15 protein-coding genes are annotated in these 18,630 nt (G+C 66.5%); 7 read left to right on the top strand and 8 right to left on the bottom strand.

Annotation, left to right across the window (positions count from 1 at the left end; all coding sequences use genetic code 11):
* Positions 1-44: 44 nt before the first annotated feature.
* Genes H1S04_RS08325 through cysQ form a run of 3 tightly spaced genes read right to left on the bottom strand, consistent with a single transcriptional unit; the run spans position 45 to position 2,925 of the window.
* Entirely contained in the window at positions 45-1,325 is a 1,281-nt protein-coding gene (locus H1S04_RS08325; protein WP_181745030.1) for a glycosyltransferase family 2 protein, read from the bottom strand.
* A complete protein-coding gene (locus tag H1S04_RS08320) occupies positions 1,322-2,122 on the bottom strand; it encodes a 3-deoxy-manno-octulosonate cytidylyltransferase (protein ID WP_181745029.1) in 801 nt (266 codons plus the stop codon). Before H1S04_RS08320 ends, H1S04_RS08325 begins: the two co-directional genes overlap by 4 nt.
* Complete coding sequence (cysQ, locus tag H1S04_RS08315; RefSeq protein WP_181745444.1) at positions 2,122-2,925, bottom strand: 3'(2'),5'-bisphosphate nucleotidase CysQ; 804 nt, start codon at positions 2,923-2,925, stop codon at positions 2,122-2,124. The genes H1S04_RS08320 and cysQ overlap by 1 nt, the downstream gene beginning before the upstream one ends.
* 138 nt (positions 2,926-3,063) lie before the next feature.
* On the opposite strand from cysQ, the gene H1S04_RS08310 reads away from it, so the two are divergent.
* The 3 genes from H1S04_RS08310 to dnaJ all read left to right on the top strand — a co-directional run bounded on the left by H1S04_RS08310 (position 3,064) and on the right by dnaJ (position 7,219).
* On the top strand, positions 3,064-3,885 hold the full coding sequence (locus H1S04_RS08310) for an ABC transporter permease (RefSeq protein WP_181745028.1): 822 nt from the start codon (positions 3,064-3,066) through the stop codon (positions 3,883-3,885).
* A gap of 189 nt (positions 3,886-4,074) precedes the next feature.
* The gene (gene dnaK, locus H1S04_RS08305) at positions 4,075-5,985 is read left to right on the top strand and encodes a molecular chaperone DnaK (RefSeq protein WP_181745027.1); all 1,911 of its coding nucleotides are present in this window, start codon (positions 4,075-4,077) and stop codon (positions 5,983-5,985) included.
* A gap of 67 nt (positions 5,986-6,052) precedes the next feature.
* On the top strand, positions 6,053-7,219 hold the full coding sequence (dnaJ, locus tag H1S04_RS08300; protein ID WP_181745026.1) for a molecular chaperone DnaJ: 1,167 nt from the start codon (positions 6,053-6,055) through the stop codon (positions 7,217-7,219).
* A gap of 258 nt (positions 7,220-7,477) precedes the next feature.
* On the opposite strand, the gene H1S04_RS08295 is transcribed toward dnaJ, so the two are convergent.
* Positions 7,478-8,869: a PLP-dependent aminotransferase family protein gene (locus H1S04_RS08295; protein WP_220185108.1), complete on the bottom strand. Its 1,392-nt coding sequence runs from the start codon at positions 8,867-8,869 to the stop codon at positions 7,478-7,480.
* Between the two features lie 149 nt (positions 8,870-9,018).
* On the opposite strand from H1S04_RS08295, the gene H1S04_RS08290 reads away from it, so the two are divergent.
* On the top strand, positions 9,019-9,873 hold the full coding sequence (locus H1S04_RS08290) for a DMT family transporter (RefSeq protein ID WP_181745024.1): 855 nt from the start codon (positions 9,019-9,021) through the stop codon (positions 9,871-9,873).
* Between the two features lie 284 nt (positions 9,874-10,157).
* Here the strand turns inward: H1S04_RS08290 and H1S04_RS08285 are convergent, their stop codons facing one another.
* The 4 genes from H1S04_RS08285 to arfB all read right to left on the bottom strand — a co-directional run bounded on the left by H1S04_RS08285 (position 10,158) and on the right by arfB (position 13,134).
* On the bottom strand, positions 10,158-10,700 hold the full coding sequence (locus H1S04_RS08285; RefSeq protein WP_181745023.1) for a murein L,D-transpeptidase family protein: 543 nt from the start codon (positions 10,698-10,700) through the stop codon (positions 10,158-10,160).
* Positions 10,701-10,782: 82 nt separating this feature from the next.
* Complete coding sequence (locus tag H1S04_RS08280; protein WP_181745022.1) at positions 10,783-12,204, bottom strand: inorganic phosphate transporter; 1,422 nt, start codon at positions 12,202-12,204, stop codon at positions 10,783-10,785.
* Positions 12,205-12,275: 71 nt separating this feature from the next.
* Entirely contained in the window at positions 12,276-12,719 is a 444-nt protein-coding gene (locus tag H1S04_RS08275; RefSeq protein ID WP_181745021.1) for an NUDIX hydrolase, read from the bottom strand.
* Positions 12,712-13,134, bottom strand: a complete 423-nt coding sequence (gene arfB, locus H1S04_RS08270) for an alternative ribosome rescue aminoacyl-tRNA hydrolase ArfB (protein WP_181745020.1) — start codon at positions 13,132-13,134, stop codon at positions 12,712-12,714. Before arfB ends, H1S04_RS08275 begins: the two co-directional genes overlap by 8 nt.
* Positions 13,135-13,377: 243 nt before the next feature.
* Here arfB and H1S04_RS08265 point away from each other — a divergent pair, with 243 nt between their 5' ends.
* Genes H1S04_RS08265 through H1S04_RS08255 form a run of 3 tightly spaced genes read left to right on the top strand, consistent with a single transcriptional unit; the run spans position 13,378 to position 18,622 of the window.
* Positions 13,378-14,463 (top strand): efflux RND transporter periplasmic adaptor subunit, encoded by a 1,086-nt coding sequence (locus tag H1S04_RS08265; protein ID WP_181745019.1) that lies wholly within the window; start codon positions 13,378-13,380, stop codon positions 14,461-14,463.
* Positions 14,460-15,563, top strand: a complete 1,104-nt coding sequence (locus H1S04_RS08260; RefSeq protein ID WP_181745018.1) for an efflux RND transporter periplasmic adaptor subunit — start codon at positions 14,460-14,462, stop codon at positions 15,561-15,563. Before H1S04_RS08265 ends, H1S04_RS08260 begins: the two co-directional genes overlap by 4 nt.
* Positions 15,560-18,622 carry an efflux RND transporter permease subunit gene (locus H1S04_RS08255; RefSeq protein WP_181745017.1) on the top strand — a complete coding sequence of 1,021 codons (3,063 nt, stop codon included), beginning with the start codon at positions 15,560-15,562 and terminating at the stop codon, positions 18,620-18,622. Before H1S04_RS08260 ends, H1S04_RS08255 begins: the two co-directional genes overlap by 4 nt.
* Positions 18,623-18,630: the final 8 nt, after the last annotated feature.

Genomic DNA, 18,630 nt, shown 5'->3' with positions numbered 1-18,630 from the left:
GACGGTATTTCCCTTCAAATAGCGGTCTTCCGCTCATAACTCATTTACCTGCAAGTTCCGTAGCGGAACAAGCTTGGCGCGGGAACGTCCGCCGAGAGCGTTAAGTTCCGGCGCCGGTTCGCCAAATTTGTCTCGCGGGTGATTCTTTCAAGAAGCCGCCAGCTGGCCACGGGCGAATCACCCGGCTCGGAAGGCCCCCAGAGGCCACCGGTCTGCTCGAACCAGCCCTGTTCGGTCAGCCGCACGCGGTGGGGCAGAAAGCTGGGCGTCAACAACAGGATGGTCGGGATATGACCCTCCGCCTTCAGCCGGGCCGCATCGGCACGCAGTGCAGCCGCCCGCCAGTGCCATCCGCCCAACACGGTGCTGTCCCGTGGGGCGCGCAGGGTGCGACAAAACGCCGCAGGCTGATCGGCGCGGGCGGGCGGCGGCGGCGTCAGCACCTGCGCCTGTCCGGCCGCCAGCCCGGCCTTCAGTGTCGCCAGCACCGGGGCGATGCGCGACGGCGCGATCTGGCCGTCCAGCATCGCCCGAATCAACTGGCGGCGGACCCGCGACACCACCGCCTCGGCCGGTGGCGCCCCGCCATGCCGGCGTGCGAACAGTGCCGCCGAGCGGCCTTGCATCTGCAGGTCCAGTGGGATCGCGGCCGCGTCACGCCGGGGACTGCTGGCGCGGCTGTGGATCACCTGCGCATCCGGCACCACCGCTGTCAGCCCGCGTGGAAAGGCGGCGGCGAGCCGCATATTCACGTCGGATTCGTCCAGATGATAGGCGAAGATCGGGTCGAACCCGCCGATCTGGCGCAACGCCGTGGCGCGGAAGGCGCAATTGGTGCCCAGCGTGCCCACCGGCTCGCCCGCCTCGGGGCCGAGCAGGCTGGGACGGGGATCGGCGGGCAGGCTGCGCGGCAGCCCGTCGCGGGTGATCCGCTGGGTCTGGCTTTGCCAGCGAAAGCCGTCGCGATCGCGGGTCCAGCCGGTGGCTGCGATCACTGCGGAATCGGCGAAGGGCGCGGCCAGCCGCGCGAGCCAGGTTGGCTCGGCCACGGAATCATCGTCGATGAAGGCGATGACCGCCCCGGCCGCCTGCGCCAGCCCGAGATTGCGCGCCGCCGAGATGTTCGGCACATCGAATCCCAGCCGCTTGAGTGGCAGGTCGGGGCATTGCCGCAGCCCTTCTGGATCGGCGACCAGAATGATCTCGAAATCGGTGTGGTATTGCTGGTCAAGCGCGGTCAGGCACAGCCGCAAATGCGCGGGCCTGCCGCGGGAGACGACGACGACGCTGGTGGTGGGAAGGGTGCAGGCGGCAGGTCCGCTCACGCCTGACCCATCTCCGCCAGCATGGCTTCGATGCGGGGAATGTCCTCGGGGTTGTTCAGCTCCCAGAACTGGCGGCCGCGGGCTTCGACCTCGACGCAGAGAATGCGGCGGCCGTTTTCCAGGAAGCGCAGCTGCTCCAGCCCCTCCAGCTTTTCCAGACGGCCTTCGGGCCAGGTGGGATAGGCCGCCAGCGCTTCGGGGCGATAGGCGTAGACGCCGACATGGTGGAAGACCGGGGTGATCTCGTCCGGGGCGAAGTTGCGGCCGGCATAGGGGATCACCTCCTTGGAGAAATAGAGGCCCTGCATCTGCGCGCCGAAGACGGCGGTGGTGCCGCCGACGCGCCCGGCGGCGCGGTCGGCCAGCAGATCGGCGCGCATCCGGCCCGAGGTCTGCAGCACCGGCGTGGCCAGATCCGCGTCTTTGTCGGCGCGCAGGGCGGCGACCAGATCCTCGATGAACCATGCGGGGGTCAATGGCGCGTCGCCTTGCAGATTCACGACGATCTCGGGGGAGATGCCCAGATTCGCCACCGCCTCGGCGCAGCGCTCGGTCCCGTTGCGACATTCGGGCGAGGTCATCACCACCTCGGCCCCGAAGCTGATGGCGGCATCGCGGATGCGGTCGTCATCGGTGGCGACGACGACGCGGTCGATGCCCGACACGTCCTGGGCCGCGCGCCAGCTGCGTTCGATCAGCGACAGCGATTCCCCGGTCGCACCCGTCAGCATGGCCAGTGGCTTGCCGGGATAGCGGGTCGAGGCGAAGCGCGCCGGGATGAGGATGACCACCGACATCAGACGCTGTCTTTCACCAGCAGCACGCCCGGCGCATAGGCGATGAAGAACGGGTTCTCGAAGCCCGGCTTGCCATAGGTCAGGGGCGTATGATCGTCAAAGCGCACCACCTCGCCGCCGGCGCCGCGCAGGACGGCATCACCGGCCGCGGTGTCCCATTCCATCGTCCGGCCGAGGCGCGGATAGAGGTCGGCTTCCCCGGTCGCGACCAGGCAGAATTTCAACGAGGACCCCGCCGAGGTCATGTCGCGCGCCCTGTAGCGCGCGATATAGGCGTCGGTCGCCGCGTCCCGGTGCGATTTCGACGCCACCACCATCAACCCGCGATTGTCAGGCATGGCGTTGACACCGATCGACCGGGTCTCGCCGGGGGTCTCGCCGAAGGGGCCCGTCTCCTCGACCGAGCGGCCATCGGCGGTGGTATAGAACAGCCGACCCTTGGCCGGTGCATAGACCACGCCGCGCAGCGGCACGCCGTCCTCGACATAGGCGATGTTGACGGTGAAATCCCCGCGCCGCTGCACGAATTCCTTGGTGCCGTCCAGCGGATCGACGATCAGGAAGGTGCGGGCCTCCTGGCCATGGGTGGCGGATTGCTCCTCGGTCACCAGCGTGACATCGGGAAATTCGGCGCGCAGTCCGGCCGAGATCAGTGCGTCGGCGGCCTCGTCGGCCTCGGTCACCGGCGAGGCGTCCGATTTCGCGCGGACCTCGAAATCCTCGGTGCCATAAATCTGCATGATCTTGTCGCCGGCCCGAAGCGCAAGCTGCCGCATGACGGTGGTGAGCCTGTCGAAATCCATGTCGCCCTCCAGACATTTACCATTCATTCACCGAACCTTGCATGTTTGATTGTGCAGGGCTGTTCCGCCACTTATGATCCGGGCTTGGGTTCAGGGCAAGCCGGACGCGCCGGAAGGTGAACCCGTCAGTGAGGGCAGTTGTTTCAGCAGCGCAGAACCACCAATCTATTTCAGGCCGCGCTGACGACGATCGCCCTGATCTATCACATGACGGTCTACAAGTTGCGCAAGGGCGAACGCAGCGCCATCGTCGGCCTGCTGATGACGATCCTGCGCGGACTGATGATGGTGGCGGGCTTCTATGCCTTGTTCATGATTCTCGGCGTGCGCGATTCGCCGATCCGGGGGAACTTTATCGTCTATATCATGACCGGCATCTTCATGTTCATGACCCATAACCAGGGGATCATGGCGGTGATGTCGGCCGAGGGGCCGGTTTCGCCGCTGATGAAGCACACACCGATGAATACGGCCATCTCGATCAGCGCCTCGGCGCTGGCTTCGCTGTATCAGCAGGTGCTGGCCTGCACGGTGCTGCTGCTGTTCACCAATACCTTCATCGAACCGCTGGGCATCGAGCAGCTGATTCCCTGCATCGGCATGTTTCTGCTGGCCTGGTTCAGCGGTTGCTGTATCGGCATGGTCTTTCGGGCGGCGCAGCCGTGGTGGCCGCGCGGGGTGATGATCGCCAGCCAGTTCTACATGCGGATGAACATGTTCACGTCGGGCAAGATGGTGGTGGCCAACACGCTGCCCCATTTTATCCTGCGGGCGTTCGACTGGAACCCGCTGTTTCACATCATCGACCAGACGCGCGGCTTCGCCTTCATCAACTACACGCCGCACAATTCCAGCCTTCTGTATCCGATCTACGTCACGATGGTCCTGGCGATGATCGGCCTGATGGGGGAATTCGTGACCCGCAACGAGGTCTCGCTCAGCTGGACAGCGGGACGCTGAAGCACCTGCCGAAATTGATGAAAATCCATCGCCCGACAGGTGGCGCCAGTTCTTGCAGGCCGAAATCAGCCTTCCTATATAGCCCAACGAAGCCGGCCATCGGGACGGTTGGTAAAATAAGGGATCAGGCCGGCGGGGGCCTTGCATGGACCCGCTGACCGCAGAAATCGCCGGAAGAAAGGTTAATACATGTCTAAAGTCATCGGGATCGACCTGGGCACCACTAACAGTGTTGTCGCCATCATGGATGGCAGCCAGCCGAAGGTGATCGAAAACAGCGAAGGCGCGCGCACCACGCCGTCCATAGTGGGCTTCACGGAAAATGAACGCCTCGTCGGTCAGCCGGCCAAGCGTCAGGCCGTGACCAACCCCACCAATACCATTTTCGCCGTCAAGCGCCTGATCGGCCGCCGCGTCACCGACCCGGCCGTGGAAAAGGACAAGAAACTGGTCCCCTATGAGATCATCGATGGCGGCAACGGCGACGCCTGGGTCGAGGCTCGGGACGAGAAATACTCGCCCGCGCAGATCAGCGCCATGATCCTGGGCAAGATGAAGGAAACGGCGGAAAGCTACCTGGGCGAACCCGTCACCCAGGCCGTCATCACTGTGCCCGCCTATTTCAACGACGCCCAGCGTCAGGCGACCAAGGATGCGGGCAAGATCGCCGGCCTCGAAGTCCTGCGCATCATCAACGAGCCGACCGCCGCCGCACTGGCCTACGGTCTGGACAAGAAGGAATCGAAGACGATCGCGGTCTATGACCTCGGCGGCGGCACCTTCGACATCACCATTCTGGAAATCGACGACGGGTTGTTCGAAGTGAAATCGACCAACGGGGACACGTTCCTCGGCGGCGAAGACTTTGACATGCGCATCGTCAACTATCTGGCCGACGAGTTCAAAAAGGAACACGGCGTCGATCTGACCAAGGACAAGATGGCTCTGCAGCGCCTGAAAGAGGCCGCCGAGAAAGCCAAGATCGAACTGTCCAGCTCGACCCAGACCGAGATCAACCAGCCGTTCATCTCGATGGACAAGAACTCGGGCACGCCGCTGCACATGGTCGTCAAGCTGACCCGCGCCAAGCTGGAAAGCCTGGTCGGCGATCTGATCAAGCGCACCATGGACCCGGTCAAGGCCGCCCTGAAGGACGCCGGCGTCTCGAAAGCCGACATTGACGAGGTGGTTCTGGTCGGTGGCATGACCCGGATGCCGAAAGTGATCGAGGAAGTCTCGGGCTTCTTCGGCAAGGAGCCCCATAAGGGCGTGAACCCTGACGAGGTGGTGGCGCTGGGTGCGGCTGTTCAGGCCGGTGTTCTGCAGGGCGACGTCAAGGACGTGGTGCTGCTGGACGTGACCCCGCTGTCCTTGGGCATCGAAACCCTGGGCGGTGTCTTTACCCGGCTGATCGACCGCAACACCACCATTCCGACCAAGAAGTCGCAGGTCTTCTCGACCGCCGAGGACAACCAGAACGCGGTGACGATCCGGGTGTTCCAGGGCGAGCGTGAAATGGCCGCCGACAACAAGCTGCTGGGCCAGTTCAACCTGGAAGACATCCCGCCGGCCCCGCGCGGTCTGCCCCAGATCGAGGTGACCTTCGACATCGACGCCAACGGCATCGTGTCGGTGAACGCCAAGGACAAGGGCACGGGCAAGTCGCAGAACATCACCATTCAGGCCTCGGGCGGTCTGTCCGATGACGAGATCGAGAAGATGGTCCGCGACGCCGAGGCGAATGCCGAGGCCGACAAGTCCCGCCGCGAGCTGGTCGAGGTCAAGAATCAGGCCGAAAGCCTGATCCATTCGACCAAGAAATCGCTGGACGAGCATGGCGACAAGGTTGACGGCTCGACCGTCGAAGCGATCGAGCTGGCCATCGGCGCGCTGGAGGAAGCCCTGAAGTCGGAAGATGCCGGCAAGATCAAGGGCGGCATCCAGAACGTCATGGACGCCTCGATGCGTCTGGGCGAGGCCATCTACAAGGCGCAGCAGTCCGATGAGGGCGAGGCGGGCGGCGGCGAAGGCCCCCGCGATGTGGATGACGATATCGTCGACGCCGATTTCGAAGATCTCGGCGAAGGCAAGCGCAAGTAAGCGCAGATGAACGGCGAGGCCGGTTCGGGCATCCCGCTCGGACCGGCCTTTGCGTAAGGGGTACGGAATGGCGAAACGCTGCTATTACGAAACGCTGGGTGTTTCCAAGGGCGCCGCAGGCGACGAAATCAAGAAGGCTTATCGCAACAAGGCGAAAGAGCTGCATCCCGATCGCAACGGCGCCGATCCGACGGCCGAATCGAGATTCAAGGAAGTCAACGAGGCCTATGACTGCCTGAAGGACCCGCAGAAGAAGGCCGCCTATGACCGCTTCGGCCACGGCGCGTTCGACGGCAGCGGCGGTTTTGGCGGCTTCGGGCGTAGTGGCGGTCAGGGCGATTTCGGATCGGCCTTCGCCGATGTATTCGAGGATCTGTTCGGCGATTTCATGGGCGCCCGCGGCGGCCAGCCGGGCGGCCGGGCGCGGCCCAGCCGGGGACAGGACCTGCGCTATAACCTGTCGGTCACGCTGGAGGAGGCGTTCGAAGGGATTCAGAAGACGATCAGCCTGCCCGGCTCGGTCACCTGCGATGAATGCGACGGCACCGGTGCCGAGGGCAAGGTCGAACCCGTTACCTGCCCGACCTGTTCGGGCATGGGCAAGGTCCGGGCCAGTCAGGGCTTCTTCACCGTCGAGCGCACCTGCCCGACCTGCAACGGTCAGGGTCAGATGGTCAAGAACCCGTGCCCGGCCTGCGCCGGACAGGGCCGCGTCGAGCAGAAGCGCAGCTTGCAGGTCAATATCCCGGCCGGCGTCGAAACCGGCACCCGGATCCGTCTGGCGGGCGAAGGCGAAGCCGGTCTGCGCGGCGGCGCCTCGGGCGATCTGTATATCTTCGTCACCGTCAAGGAACACGAGATCTTCCTGCGCGACGGCAAGATGCTGGCCTGCCAGGTGCCGGTCGGCATGGTCATCGCAGCGCTTGGCGGCGAGGTCGAGGTGCCCACCATCGATGGTGGCCGCTCGCGCGTGAAGGTGCCGGCGGGCAGCCAGACCGGGCGGCAGATGCGCCTGCGCGGCAAGGGCATGCCGCCGCTGCGCCACGGTGCCCGCGCCAATGACGAACCTGGCGACATGATGATCGAGCTGGTCGTGGAAACCCCGGTCAACCTGACCGCGCGGCAAAAAGAACTGTTGCGCGAGTTCGACCAGATCAAGGCCGACAACTCGCCGCAATCGACCGGCTTCTTCGACAAGGTCAAAAGCTTCTGGGACGGGATGACCGGCACCTGAGGCGCCCTTCCCGTCCTGCCTTTCATGCCCCGTGCAGCTGATGGCTGCGTGGGGCATTCGCTTTGCGCAGCCTGTCAGGCCACCGCCGCTGGGCGCGCAGGTTCACCAGATCGTTGCTGGGGGGATCAGCGTGGCGCGGAACGGCAATCCGAAACCGATCGCGTCATCACCTCCGCGACGCGCCGAGGGTTTCTGCGACGCAGCGCCGTCAGGATCAGATGCCCGGTGGCGCTGCCTGGGGCCGCTGACCGGGCGTGCTCATGGGCTGCTCGCGGATGGCTGCGCGCCGGGTTCAGCGACGGATTCGGAGAGTATCTGGGCAAGGATGTCAAAGGCGCGGTCGGGCATCTGGGCAATGTTGAAGCGCATGAGCCCGGCGGCGGTCTGCGCCGGGCTGAAGACGTTTCCGGGTGCCAGGACAAGGTTGTCATGCAGCGTGCGGCGCGCAATCTGCCCGGCATCGCGTCCCTCGGGCAACCGGCACCACAGGTAGAAGCCCCCCCTCGGCATCAGCCAGGGCTCGATCCCCATGGCCGCAAGCTTGCGAGCCACCTCGCGCTGCTTGCGGGACAGCCGCTGACGTAGCGCAGCGACATGCTTGCGGTAACTGCCGTCACTCAGCGCGGCATGGACGACCTCGGCAGCCAGCGGTCCGGGACCGCCGAAGCTGGTCGCGACCTGCAGATCGGTCAACGTGTCGATCAGCGCTGTCGGCCCGGCGATATAGCCGCAGCGGATGGAAGCCGACAGCGTCTTCGAAAAACCGCCGACGCGGATCACCCGCTCCAGCCCATCCAGCGCGGCGAGGCGCGGCGACGGATCGGGTTCCAGCGCCGCGAATGTCTCGTCCTCGACGATGGTGAGGTCATGGCTGGTCGCCAAAGTCAGCAGGCGATGCGCGATCTGCGCCGACATGGTCGCGCCGGTCGGATTGTGCAGCGCGGAATTGGTGATGTAGAGCCGTGGGGCGTGATCGCGCAGCGCCTCGGCAAAGGCGGCGAGATCGGGGCCGAAGGGCGTCATGGGCACACTGATGATCCGCAGTTTGTAGACCCGCAGCAGCGCCTGGAAATTGAAATAGCAGGGGTCATCCAGCAGGACGGTGTCGCCCGGCCGCAGCAGGTAGCGGCAGATCAGATCATGCGCCTGCGAGGTCGAGCCGGTCAGCAGAATGTCATCCGGTCCGACCGCCAGGCCTTCATCGGCAAACTGCCGGGCCAGCAGTCGGCGCAGATCCGTCAGGCCCTGACTGCTGCCGTAATCGGTCAGCACCCCCGCATCGCCGCGCGCGACCTGACGCAGCGCCCGGCGCAGCGCCGCCTCGGGCATCCAGTCGGGGGGCAGCCAGCCGCAGCCCGGTCGCAGCGCCGTATCCGGCGCATCAAGCGTCTGCCGCGACACCCAGAACGGGTCCACCGCCCGATCGCGCGCCGAGGCGGGATCGCGCATCTCCAGCGATGGCCCGGCGCCCGCCACATAGAAGCCCGCACCCGGCCGCGACCGGATGAGGCCCTCGGCTGCAAGCCGTTCGTAAGCCTCGACCACGGTTGACGGGGACAGGCCCATGCTGGCGGCAAGGCGGCGGATCGAGGGAAGCCGCTCGCCCGGCAGCAACGCGCGCGTCGAGATGCGGCTGCGGATCGTTTCCATGACTTGGATCGTGCGCGGTGCCTGGGATGTCATGACCTGATTGTATGGGTGTTATTACCAATACGGTTCGGTCAAATTGTATTGCTCTGTTGCTGTCTGCACCAGCCCGTTTCGCGTAAATCAGCGGTAGGGTGACGGGGAGACCGACGATGCGATGGGGCGATGGCTGGGGCAGCGGGTTTCTTGGGGTGATGATTTTCAGCGGTTCGTTGCCGGCCACGCGGGTGGCCGTCGCCGAATTCAGTCCGGTCTTTCTGACATCCGCCCGCGCGGTGTTGGCGGCGTTCCTGGGGGCGGCGTTGCTGACCGGATTACGTCAGCCGCGGCCCTCCCGCACGGATCTGGGGGCGCTCGCCCTGGTATCGCTCGGCGTGGTTGTGGGCTTTCCGCTGCTGACCGCGCTGGCGCTGCAACATATCACCGCCGCGCATTCCATTGTCTTCGTCGGCCTTCTTCCCTTGGCCACGGCGGTTTTTGGCGTCCTGCGGGGGGGCGAGCGACCTCGACCGGCCTTCTGGCTGTTCTCCGGTGCGGGCAGCCTGACGGTGGTGATCTTCGCCCTGTTGCAGGGCGGAGGCAGCCTGAAAGGCGATCTCCTGATGCTGGCGGCAATCGTTCTGTGCGGGCTGGGCTATGCCGAGGGCGCCGTGCTGTCGCGGCGGCTCGGGGGCTGGCAGGTGATCTGCTGGGCGCTGCTGCTGTCCCTGCCGCCCATGCTGATCCTGGCGGTGCTGGTCCGACCCGCGGACTTTGCGGCCGTGACGCTGCCGGCCTGGCTGTGCCTCGCCTATGTCTCGATCTTCAGCATGCTGGTCGGCTTCGTCTTCTGGTATCGCGGTCTGGCCCGTGGCGGCATAGCCGGCGTCGGACAACTGCAACTGCTGCAACCCTTCTTCGGGCTGCTCCTGGCGGGGCTGCTGCTGGGCGAGCCGGTCCAGTGGGCGATGATTTTCGTGACCGTGCTGGTGGTCGCCTGTGTCGCCGGGGCCAAGCGATTCGCCTAGGTTTTGGGCGAAGCGGTCCGCGTCATGGGCCGGACCACCTTCCTCACTTTTGGCCCGGCGCCCCGGTCTGCTGATCGCGCAACCCTGCGCGATTGGCGCGAAGCGCCAGCATATTCAAGACCGTGGTTCCGGCCTGTTCCTGCGGCGGCGGACCGGCGCGCAACGCAACAGACGCCTGCCGAGGAAGGCCCCGGCAGGCGTCTTGTTCATGTCCGCTCAAAGCGGAAATGTGTCACGTCCGGCCGCGAAACCGGCCGGAAGGGCGACTGCCCGATGGGGATCGGTCAGGGGTTGATGACGACCGGGACGCCGCCCTGCACCATGGCGAAGATCTCCTCGATCTCGCTGTCTTCGACGGCGATGCAGCCGGCGGTCCAGTCGACCTTCTTCGCCCTTGCCGCCGCCGCGCCTTCACGGCCGCGGCCGTGGATGAAGATGTCGCCACCGGGCCGCAGACCTGCGGCGAGCGCGCGGGCGGTGTCCTGGGTGTTGGGATAGCTGACGCCGACGGACAGGTGATAGGTGCTGCGCGGGTTGAAACGGTCGATGAAATAGATGCCTTCCGGCGTCTTGCCGTCGCCTTCGAACTGCTTGGCGCCGACCGGCTGGTTGCCCAGCCCGACCTTGTAGGATTTCAGCACCGTCTTGCCCGAAAGCAGATACATCATCCGGTCGGACTTGTTGATCACGACCTGCGTGACCGGCGGCCCGTCATAGGCCAGAAAGCGCGGGGCGCGCGGGGCGCCCGGTGCACTGTCGCCGCCGCCGCAGGCGGCCAGGATTGCCAGAAGAGTCAGGGCCAGTCCGGCCCGGATTGCTCGAATCATCACTGCCTCGTCACGCTGTTATCCGCGTTGATATAGCTGATGAATATCACGGGACGGTTAACGTCGCCAGAAAGATTCCGATTCAGGCCGCCAACGTCAGCAGCAGGTATGTCACCGCCGCAACGGCGCCCGCGCAGGGAACGGTGACCGCCCAGGCCGCCAGCGTGGTCCAGACATGGCTGCGTCTGACCAGACGGCGGCGGTGCTGTTCCTCGGCGGGCAGGGATGCCGGGGTCTTGCGGCGGAAGCGATCCTCCCATTCGCGATAGAAGCCGACGCCGAAGATGCCCCCCACCGCGCAATGCGTGGTTGAGACCGGCAGCCCTGCGGCCGAGCAGGCCAGAACCGTCGCCGCCGCCGCCAGCGCCGCGCAGAAGGCGCGCACGGTGTTCAGCCGGGTGATCGAGCTGCCGACCATGCGCACCAGCCTGCGCCCGAAGATCAGCGATCCCAGCGCCACGCTGAGGCCCGCCAGCCCGATCACCCACAAGGGCAGCTCGCCGGGATCGGCACTGTTCATCATCACCGACAGCGGACCGGCGACATTGGCCACGTCATTGGCGCCATGGGCGAAGCCCGACAGTATGACCGTCACGATCAGCGGGCCGGCCAGCAGGTTTTTCAGCGACAGGTCCTGTGAAGGCTGCGCCGCGATCTGGCGATCCAGATGGCGGCGCGCGAAGGCAAAGACCACCAGCCCGAGCGCCGCGCAGGCGGCGATGGCGCCGCCTTCCAGCGGAGGGCGGCCGGGCAGGGTCAGCAGATAGGCCGCGAAGATGGTGGCAGTGACGCCGATCAGCGCCGGCAGCCAGATCCGCGCCGCCGCCACGCGGTCGGGCGCGAAATGCACGCGCCAGCGCAGCAGCCCCAGCACCGCTGCGGCCAGCAGGGCCGACGCGATGGGCGCCACCATCCAGCCAAGCGCGATCCCCGCCACCACCGGCCAGTTGATCGCCGCCATCCCCAGCCCCGCCATGCCGGCACCGGCCACGGCGCCGATGACGCTGTGGGTCGTCGACACCGGCGCGCGCGCCCAGTTCGCCAGCGTGATCCACAGCGCCGCACCCACCAGCGCGGCCGCCATGATCCGCCCCGGCGCGGCATCAGGCCCCAACGGACTGAGCGTCAGAATATCGCTCGCGATGGTTTCGGTCACCGTGTCGCCAGCCAGCAGCGCGCCGGCCAATTGGGCCGCGGCCACCAGCGTCAGCCCCAGCCCCAGCGGGATCGCCCGCGCCCCGACCGCCGCCCCGACCGAGTTCGCGACATCGTTGGCGCCGATGTTCAGCCCCATGTAAAGCGCGACCGAGAAGCCCGCGATCAGCGGCGCCTGCGCGGGCAAGGCCACGCCCGCCAAAGCGGCGACCAGCAGCGCCAGCAGGCTGATGCCCAGGACCAGTCCCAGCCGGCGCAAGGGGCGCGCGGCCACGCGGCCGGCGCCCTCGGCATGGCCGAGCCGGTCCAGATCCTTGTCGAGAATTCGAAAGTCGCGCCCGTTCAGCATTGCCTAGAACATAAGCCATGGCGACGTTACGACAAGCGGCCTTGCGCGGCATGGCGACGACATCGGCATGCCTAGCCGGGCAGCCGGCGCAGCAGGCGGGCCAGCCCGGCTTCGTCCACCAGCTCGGCGGCCTCGTCCGGGGTGAACCAGCGGCGCTGACGCTCCTTGCGCTCGGGGAAGGTCTTGTCCAGCCGCTCGACCCGGACCAGATGGACCTGCACTTCGACCGGCGCGCTGAGGCCCCCGGTCAGCCGCTTGTCATAGCTGTAGCGGCCGAAGGCGGTTTCCTCGACCTTGCCGCGCACGCCGGCTTCTTCCCAGGCTTCGCGCAGCGCCGCACCGCCGACGCTGCGGCCGTCCATCGGCCAGCCTTTCGGGATGATCCAGCGCCCGGTGCCCCGGCTGGTGATCAGCAGGACCCGGCCCGTCTTGGGTTGCAGGCACAGCGCGCCGACCTGCAGCGCAGGGGGGCGGCGGCCGAGCATCCGGCCCAGCAGGTTGCGCAGCTCATTCATCGGTGTCGACCCGGCCGCGCAGGGCCTTGACGGTGCCGCGTTCGGACTTGGCTTTCAGGCGGCGGCGTTGGCTGCCCAGCGTCGGGCGGGTGGCGATGCGGCGCTTGGGCGCGACGGTGGCCTTCAGGATCAGCTCGGCCAGCTTTTCGCGGGCCAACTCGCGGTTGCGTGCCTGGCTGCGGGTTTCCTGCGCCAGGATCACCACCGCGCCGTCCTGGGTCCAGCGGCGTCCCGCCAGCCGCTGAAGGCGGCGCTTCACCGGATCGGGCAGGTTTGGCGAGCGCTCGGCCTCGAAGCGCAACTCGACCGCGGTTTCGACCTTGTTCACATGCTGCCCGCCCGGCCCCTGGGCGCGGGTGAAGCTTTCCACAAGCTCCCATTCCTCGACGGAAATCTGATCGTTAATGCGCAACATCTGGGGGCCGGATACTCGTTATGCCGCAATCATAAGCAGCCGTCCCGCGCGAGAAAAGAGAGCATCGCGCAGGCGTGACCGGCAATGTCGGTCCCCGCGCATCGCCAATTCCCGCCAGATACGTTAACCTTCCGGCGAAAATCCACCGCTTCCAAGCGCTTGACGCCACGGCACGGACTGGCGCAGGGGGTTTTCAAACGGGATCGCTTCGGGCAATCGTCGCCCAGACATAAGGAGGTCGATGTGGTCCATGGTGTCGCCGCCCGCCGGGGGGCGGGTGCGATCAGCGGTGCCCTAGCGGTCATCGGGGTCCTGGCCGGGACGAACCCGGCCGCAGCCGACGTGCCGCTGCGGGTCGAATTTCTGCCCGTGGTCACGCGCGAAACCAGCATGCAGATCGAGCTGACGGGAACGCTGGAAGCCGTGGATAGTGTCGATCTGGGCTTCCGCCAGAGCGGCCGCATCAGCGAGATGCTGGTCAGCGAGGGTGACCAGTTCACCGCCGGGCAGGTGCTGGGCCGAATCGATCCGTTGCAATTGCAGCAATCGCTGAATGTCGCCACGGCGACATTGGCGGCAGCCGAGGCGGCGGCGCAGCAGGCCCGTCAGGCGGCCGAGCGGGCGCAGGCGATGCTGGATCGCGGCGTCGGCACCCGCGCCGCGCGTGACAGCGCGCGCCAGGCCCTCAGCGAGGCCGAGACCCAGACCCAGCAGGCGCGCAGCGCGCTCGACCAGGCGCGCCGCTCGGTCGAGGATACCGAGTTGCGGGCGCCGTTCGACGGCGTGGTGACTGCCCGCTCGGGCGAGCCGGGGCAGGTCGTCGGCGCGGCGCAGGCGGTGCTGTCGCTGGCGGCGCATAACGGGATCGAGGCGGTGTTCATGACCCCGGACCTGCCGATCCTGAACGAGGTGATGGGCATTTCCGTGGCGCTGTCGGCGCTGGATGTGGATGCGCCGCCGATGACCGGAACGGTGACCGAGATCTCGCCGCTGGTCGATCCCTCGACCGGCTCGGTCCGGGTGCGGGCGCTGGTGGATGACGCGCCGGCGGATGTTGATCTGCTGGGCGCGCTGGTGCGTGGCAAGATGGTGCTGGCAACCGGCGAAGCGGTCGAGATCCCGTGGACGGCGCTGACCTCGGGTGGGGGGGCGCCGGGGGTCTGGGTGGTCGACGAGGCCAACCGGGTGGCCTTGCGCGCGGTCGATATCCTGCGGTTCGACGACGGGGTTGTGCTGCTGTCGGGCGGTGTCGCACCGGGCGAGATCGTTGTCGGCGAAGGGGCCCAGAAGCTGTTTCCGGGCCGGGAAGTGGTGGCGGGAAATCCATGACCAGATCCCGGACCGCGCTGATCTTTCCGCTCCTGACGCTGCTTCTGTCCGCGCCGGCTACGGCTTTCGAACTGCCCTGGCAGCGCAGGTCCGAGACTGCGCCCGAAATGCCGCCGCGGCCCGTGGTCTCGGTGGTGTTGGCCGACATGCCGTCAGTGCTGCGCAGCTTCCCCGGTGTCGTCGTCGCCGGGACCGAGGTGCAGCTGGGTTTCCAGACTCTTGGCCGGTTGTCGGCGCGCCCGGTCGATGTGGGCGATCACGTGCTGGAGGGCGCGCTGCTGGCGGAACAGACCCCCGATGATCTGCAGGCTAATGTCCGCGCCGCGCGCTCGGCCGTGGACGCGGCCGAGGTGACGCTGGAAACCGCGCGCGCCACGGCCGAGCGGACCCGCGATCTGGCGGCGCGCAACGTCGCCACCCGCGCCCAGTTGGAACAGGCCGAGCGGGGCCTGAAATCGGCCGAAGCGGGGCTGGCGCAGGCGCAATCGGAACTGGCCCGCGCCGCCGATGCCGAAGGCTTTGCCCGGCTGGTGGCACCCTTTGATGGGGTGGTTTCGGCGGTGATGGAGAATCCGGGCGCGGTAGTCGGCTCGGGCACGCCGGTGCTGACCCTGTCCGATGTCAACACGCGCGAGGCGGTGATCGACCTGCCCGAGGCGGTGGTCTCGACCATGCCGGTCGGCACGCTGGTCGATATCTGGCTGGAGTCAGACGAGGCCACCCGCACCCCCGGCCGCGTCAGCCGGATCGAGCCGCTGGCCGATGCCGCCACCCGCACCCGCCGCCTGCATCTGGCGATGGACAATCCAACCGATTTCCGGCTGGGCGCGCTGATCCGTGCCCAGCATGGCGGCCCACGCAGCAATTTCCTGATCCTGCCCGAGGTCGCCATCGCCGGCACCAAGGACGCCCCTGCGGTCTGGATCGTCGACCGCGAGGGCGTGGCGGCCACGGTTTCGTTGCGGGCGGTCACGCTGGGCGTCCGCCTGAACGGGTTGGTCGAGGTCAGCGGGGGCCTGTCGGCGGGCGAAGAAGTGGTCATACGCGGGGTCCATTCGCTGACCGAAGGGCAAGCCGTTGGTGAAAGGGTCGAGCCATGACACAGGGTCCAAGGTTCAACCTGTCCGACTGGGCGCTGAAGCATCGCAGTTTCGTCTGGTTCCTGCTGATCGTGTCGATGCTGGCGGGCGCGATTTCCTACGCCAATCTCGGCCGCGAGGAAGACCCGAACTTCACCATCAAGGTGATGGTCATCAGCGCGGCGCTGCCCGGTGCCTCGATCGACGAAACGCTCAACCAGGTCACCAAGCGGATCGAGAAGAAGCTGGAGGAACTGGACGAGCTGGACTTCACCCGTTCGGTCACCATGCCGGGGCAGGCGGTGGTTTATATCGAACTGGACCAGACCATTCGGGGCAAACGGGTTCCCGATGTCTGGAAACGCGTCCGCGAGATGATGTCGGATATCCGCCCCGAATTTCCGCAGGAATTCGCCGGCTTCCAGTTCAACGACAATTTCGGCGATGTCTTCGGCAATATCTATGCCTTCACCGCCGATGGCTTCAGCCCCCGCGAATTGCGCGACCGCGTCGATGATATCCGCGATCTGGTGCAGGCGCTGCCGCTGGCCGGCAAGGTCGAATTGCTGGGTGAGCAGGACGAGGAGATCTATCTGGAATTTTCGCCCTCGCGTCTGGCCGCCCTGGGGCTGAATCAGGAGGAGGTGATAGCCACGCTGGCCAACCAGAACGCCATCGCGCCCTCGGGGGTGATCGAATCGGGGCCGGAACGCATTCTGGTCCGGGTCGATGGCCAGTTCGACGATTCCGACGCCATCGCGGCGGTCAACCTGCGCATCGGCGACCGGTTCTTCAACCTGGCCGATGTGGCGACGGTGCGCCGCGGCTATGAAGACCCCCCGAAGGAGCTGTTCCGCTTCGAGGGCAAGCCCGCCATCGGGCTGCAGATCGGCATGAAGGCCGGGGGCAACATCCTGGAATTCGGCGCCCAGGTCGACGCCTTGATGGACAAGGTCGCCGCCGACCTGCCGGTAGGGATCGAGATGGCGAAATTCGCCGACCAGCCCCATGTCGTCGACGAGGCCGTCAGCCATTTCGTCCGCGCCCTTATCGAGGCCGTCGCCATCGTGCTGCTGGTCAGCTTTGTCAGTCTCGGCTGGCGGGCCGGGCTGGTGGTGACCATGACCATCCCGTTGGTGCTCGCGATCACCTTCATCTTCCTCGACTATCTGGGCATCACGCTGCAGCGGATCTCGCTCGGGGCGCTGATCATCGCGCTGGGGCTGCTGGTCGATGACGCCATGATCGCCATCGAAACGATGATCTCGCGGCTGGAACTGGGCGAGACGCTGACCGACGCGGCTTCGTATGCCTGGACCTCGATTGCGTTTCCGATGCTGACCGGCACGCTGGTCACGGTGGCAGGATTCATCCCGATCGGGCTGAACAGTTCGGCGGCGGGGGAGTTCACCTTCTCGCTGTTCGTGGTGATCGCCATTTCGCTGCTGGTCAGCTGGGTGGTGGCGGTGCTGTTCGCGCCGCTTCTGGGGGTGACGTTCCTGCCCAAGACAATGAAGCATCACAGCGAAAAAGCGGGCTGGCTGCGCAGCGGCTTCCACCGGCTGCTGAAGCTGTCGATGCGGTTCAAATGGATCACCATCGGGATCACACTGGCGGCCTTCGCGGTCTCGATCGGGGGGATGCGCTTTGTCGAGCAGCAGTTTTTCCCCACCTCGGACCGGCCGGAGGTGCTGGTCGATGTGGGACTGCGGCAGAACGCCTCGATCGCGGCCACGCGCGAGGTGATGGACAAGCTGGAATCGCAGCTGAAGGACGACCCGGACGTGCTGTTCTGGACCTCCTATGTCGGGCGCGGCGCGCCGCGTTTCGTGCTGGCGATGGACCTGCCGACCCCTGGACCGCATATGGGCCAGATTGTCGTCCAGACCCCCGATCTGGCGGCCCGCGACCGCGTCAAGGCCAAGCTGCGCGAGACCGCCGAGACCGAGCTTTACGGCGCCGAAATCTATGTCAGCAACCTCGAGATCGGGCCGCCGGTCGGCAAGCCGGTGCAATACCGCGTCTCGGGTCCCGATATCGAGGCGACGCGGGACGCCGCCCGCGACCTGGCCGCCGTCATCTCGGCCGAGCCGCGCCTGACCGGCGTGGCGCTTGACTGGAACGAGCCCGCGCGGGTGGTCCGGCTGAAGGTCAGTCAGGATCAGGCGCGGCGGCTTGGCATCAGTTCGGCCGATATCGCCGGCGCGCTGGCGGCGATGTTCTCCGGGCGGACGGTGACGCAGCTGCGCGACGACGAATTCCTGATCGATGTGGTCACCCGTGGCAGCGCGGATGAGCGCACCACCATCGACACGCTGCGCAACCTGCAACTCTCGACACCGATGAGCACGCCGATCCCGCTGGCCAGCCTCGCCACCGCCGTCTACGACACCGAACAGCCGCTGATCAAGCAGCGCGACGGGCTGCCCACGGTGACGGTGAAGGCGGCGATCAATTCGAAGGATCAGCCGGCGACGCTGGTGAAGGCGCTGGCGCCGCGGATCGCCGAATTCGAGAAGACGCTGCCGTCGAATATCAAGGTCGAGATCGGCGGCACGGTTGAATCCTCGGCCGACAGCCAGCAGCCGATTGCCGCCGTGGTCCCGATGATGCTGCTGATCATGGCCTTTCTGGTCATGGCGCAGATGCAGAGCTTCCGGCTGTCGGCCATCGTTTTCGCCGCCGCTCCGCTGGGTCTGATCGGCGTGGTCGCGGTGCTGGTTGGCTTCGGGGTGCCGATGGGCTTCGTGGCGATCCTGGGGATTCTGGCGCTGGCGGGGATTCTGATCCGTAACTCGATCATCCTCGTCCATGAGGTGCAGGTCCTGATCGAGAAGGGCCGCACCCGCTGGGATGCGGTTTACGAAGCCTCGGACAGCCGTGCCCGACCGATCCTGCTGACGGCGGCGGCGGCGTCGCTGGCGCTGATCCCGATCTCGCGGCAGGTGTTCTGGGGACCGATGGCCTATGCGATGATGGGCGGTATCATCGCCGGCACGCTGATTACGCTGCTGTTCGTGCCGGCGCTGTATTGTGCGGTCTTCGGGGTGAAGCCGCCGGCGGATGATGGCGCAAACTGATTGACGGC

It is taken from the genome of Paracoccus sp. S1E-3 (assembly GCF_013868135.1).
GTDB lineage: Bacteria > Pseudomonadota > Alphaproteobacteria > Rhodobacterales > Rhodobacteraceae > Paracoccus.
Note: the sequence above shows the minus strand (reverse complement) of the source record. Positions and strands in the feature narration are given on the sequence as shown.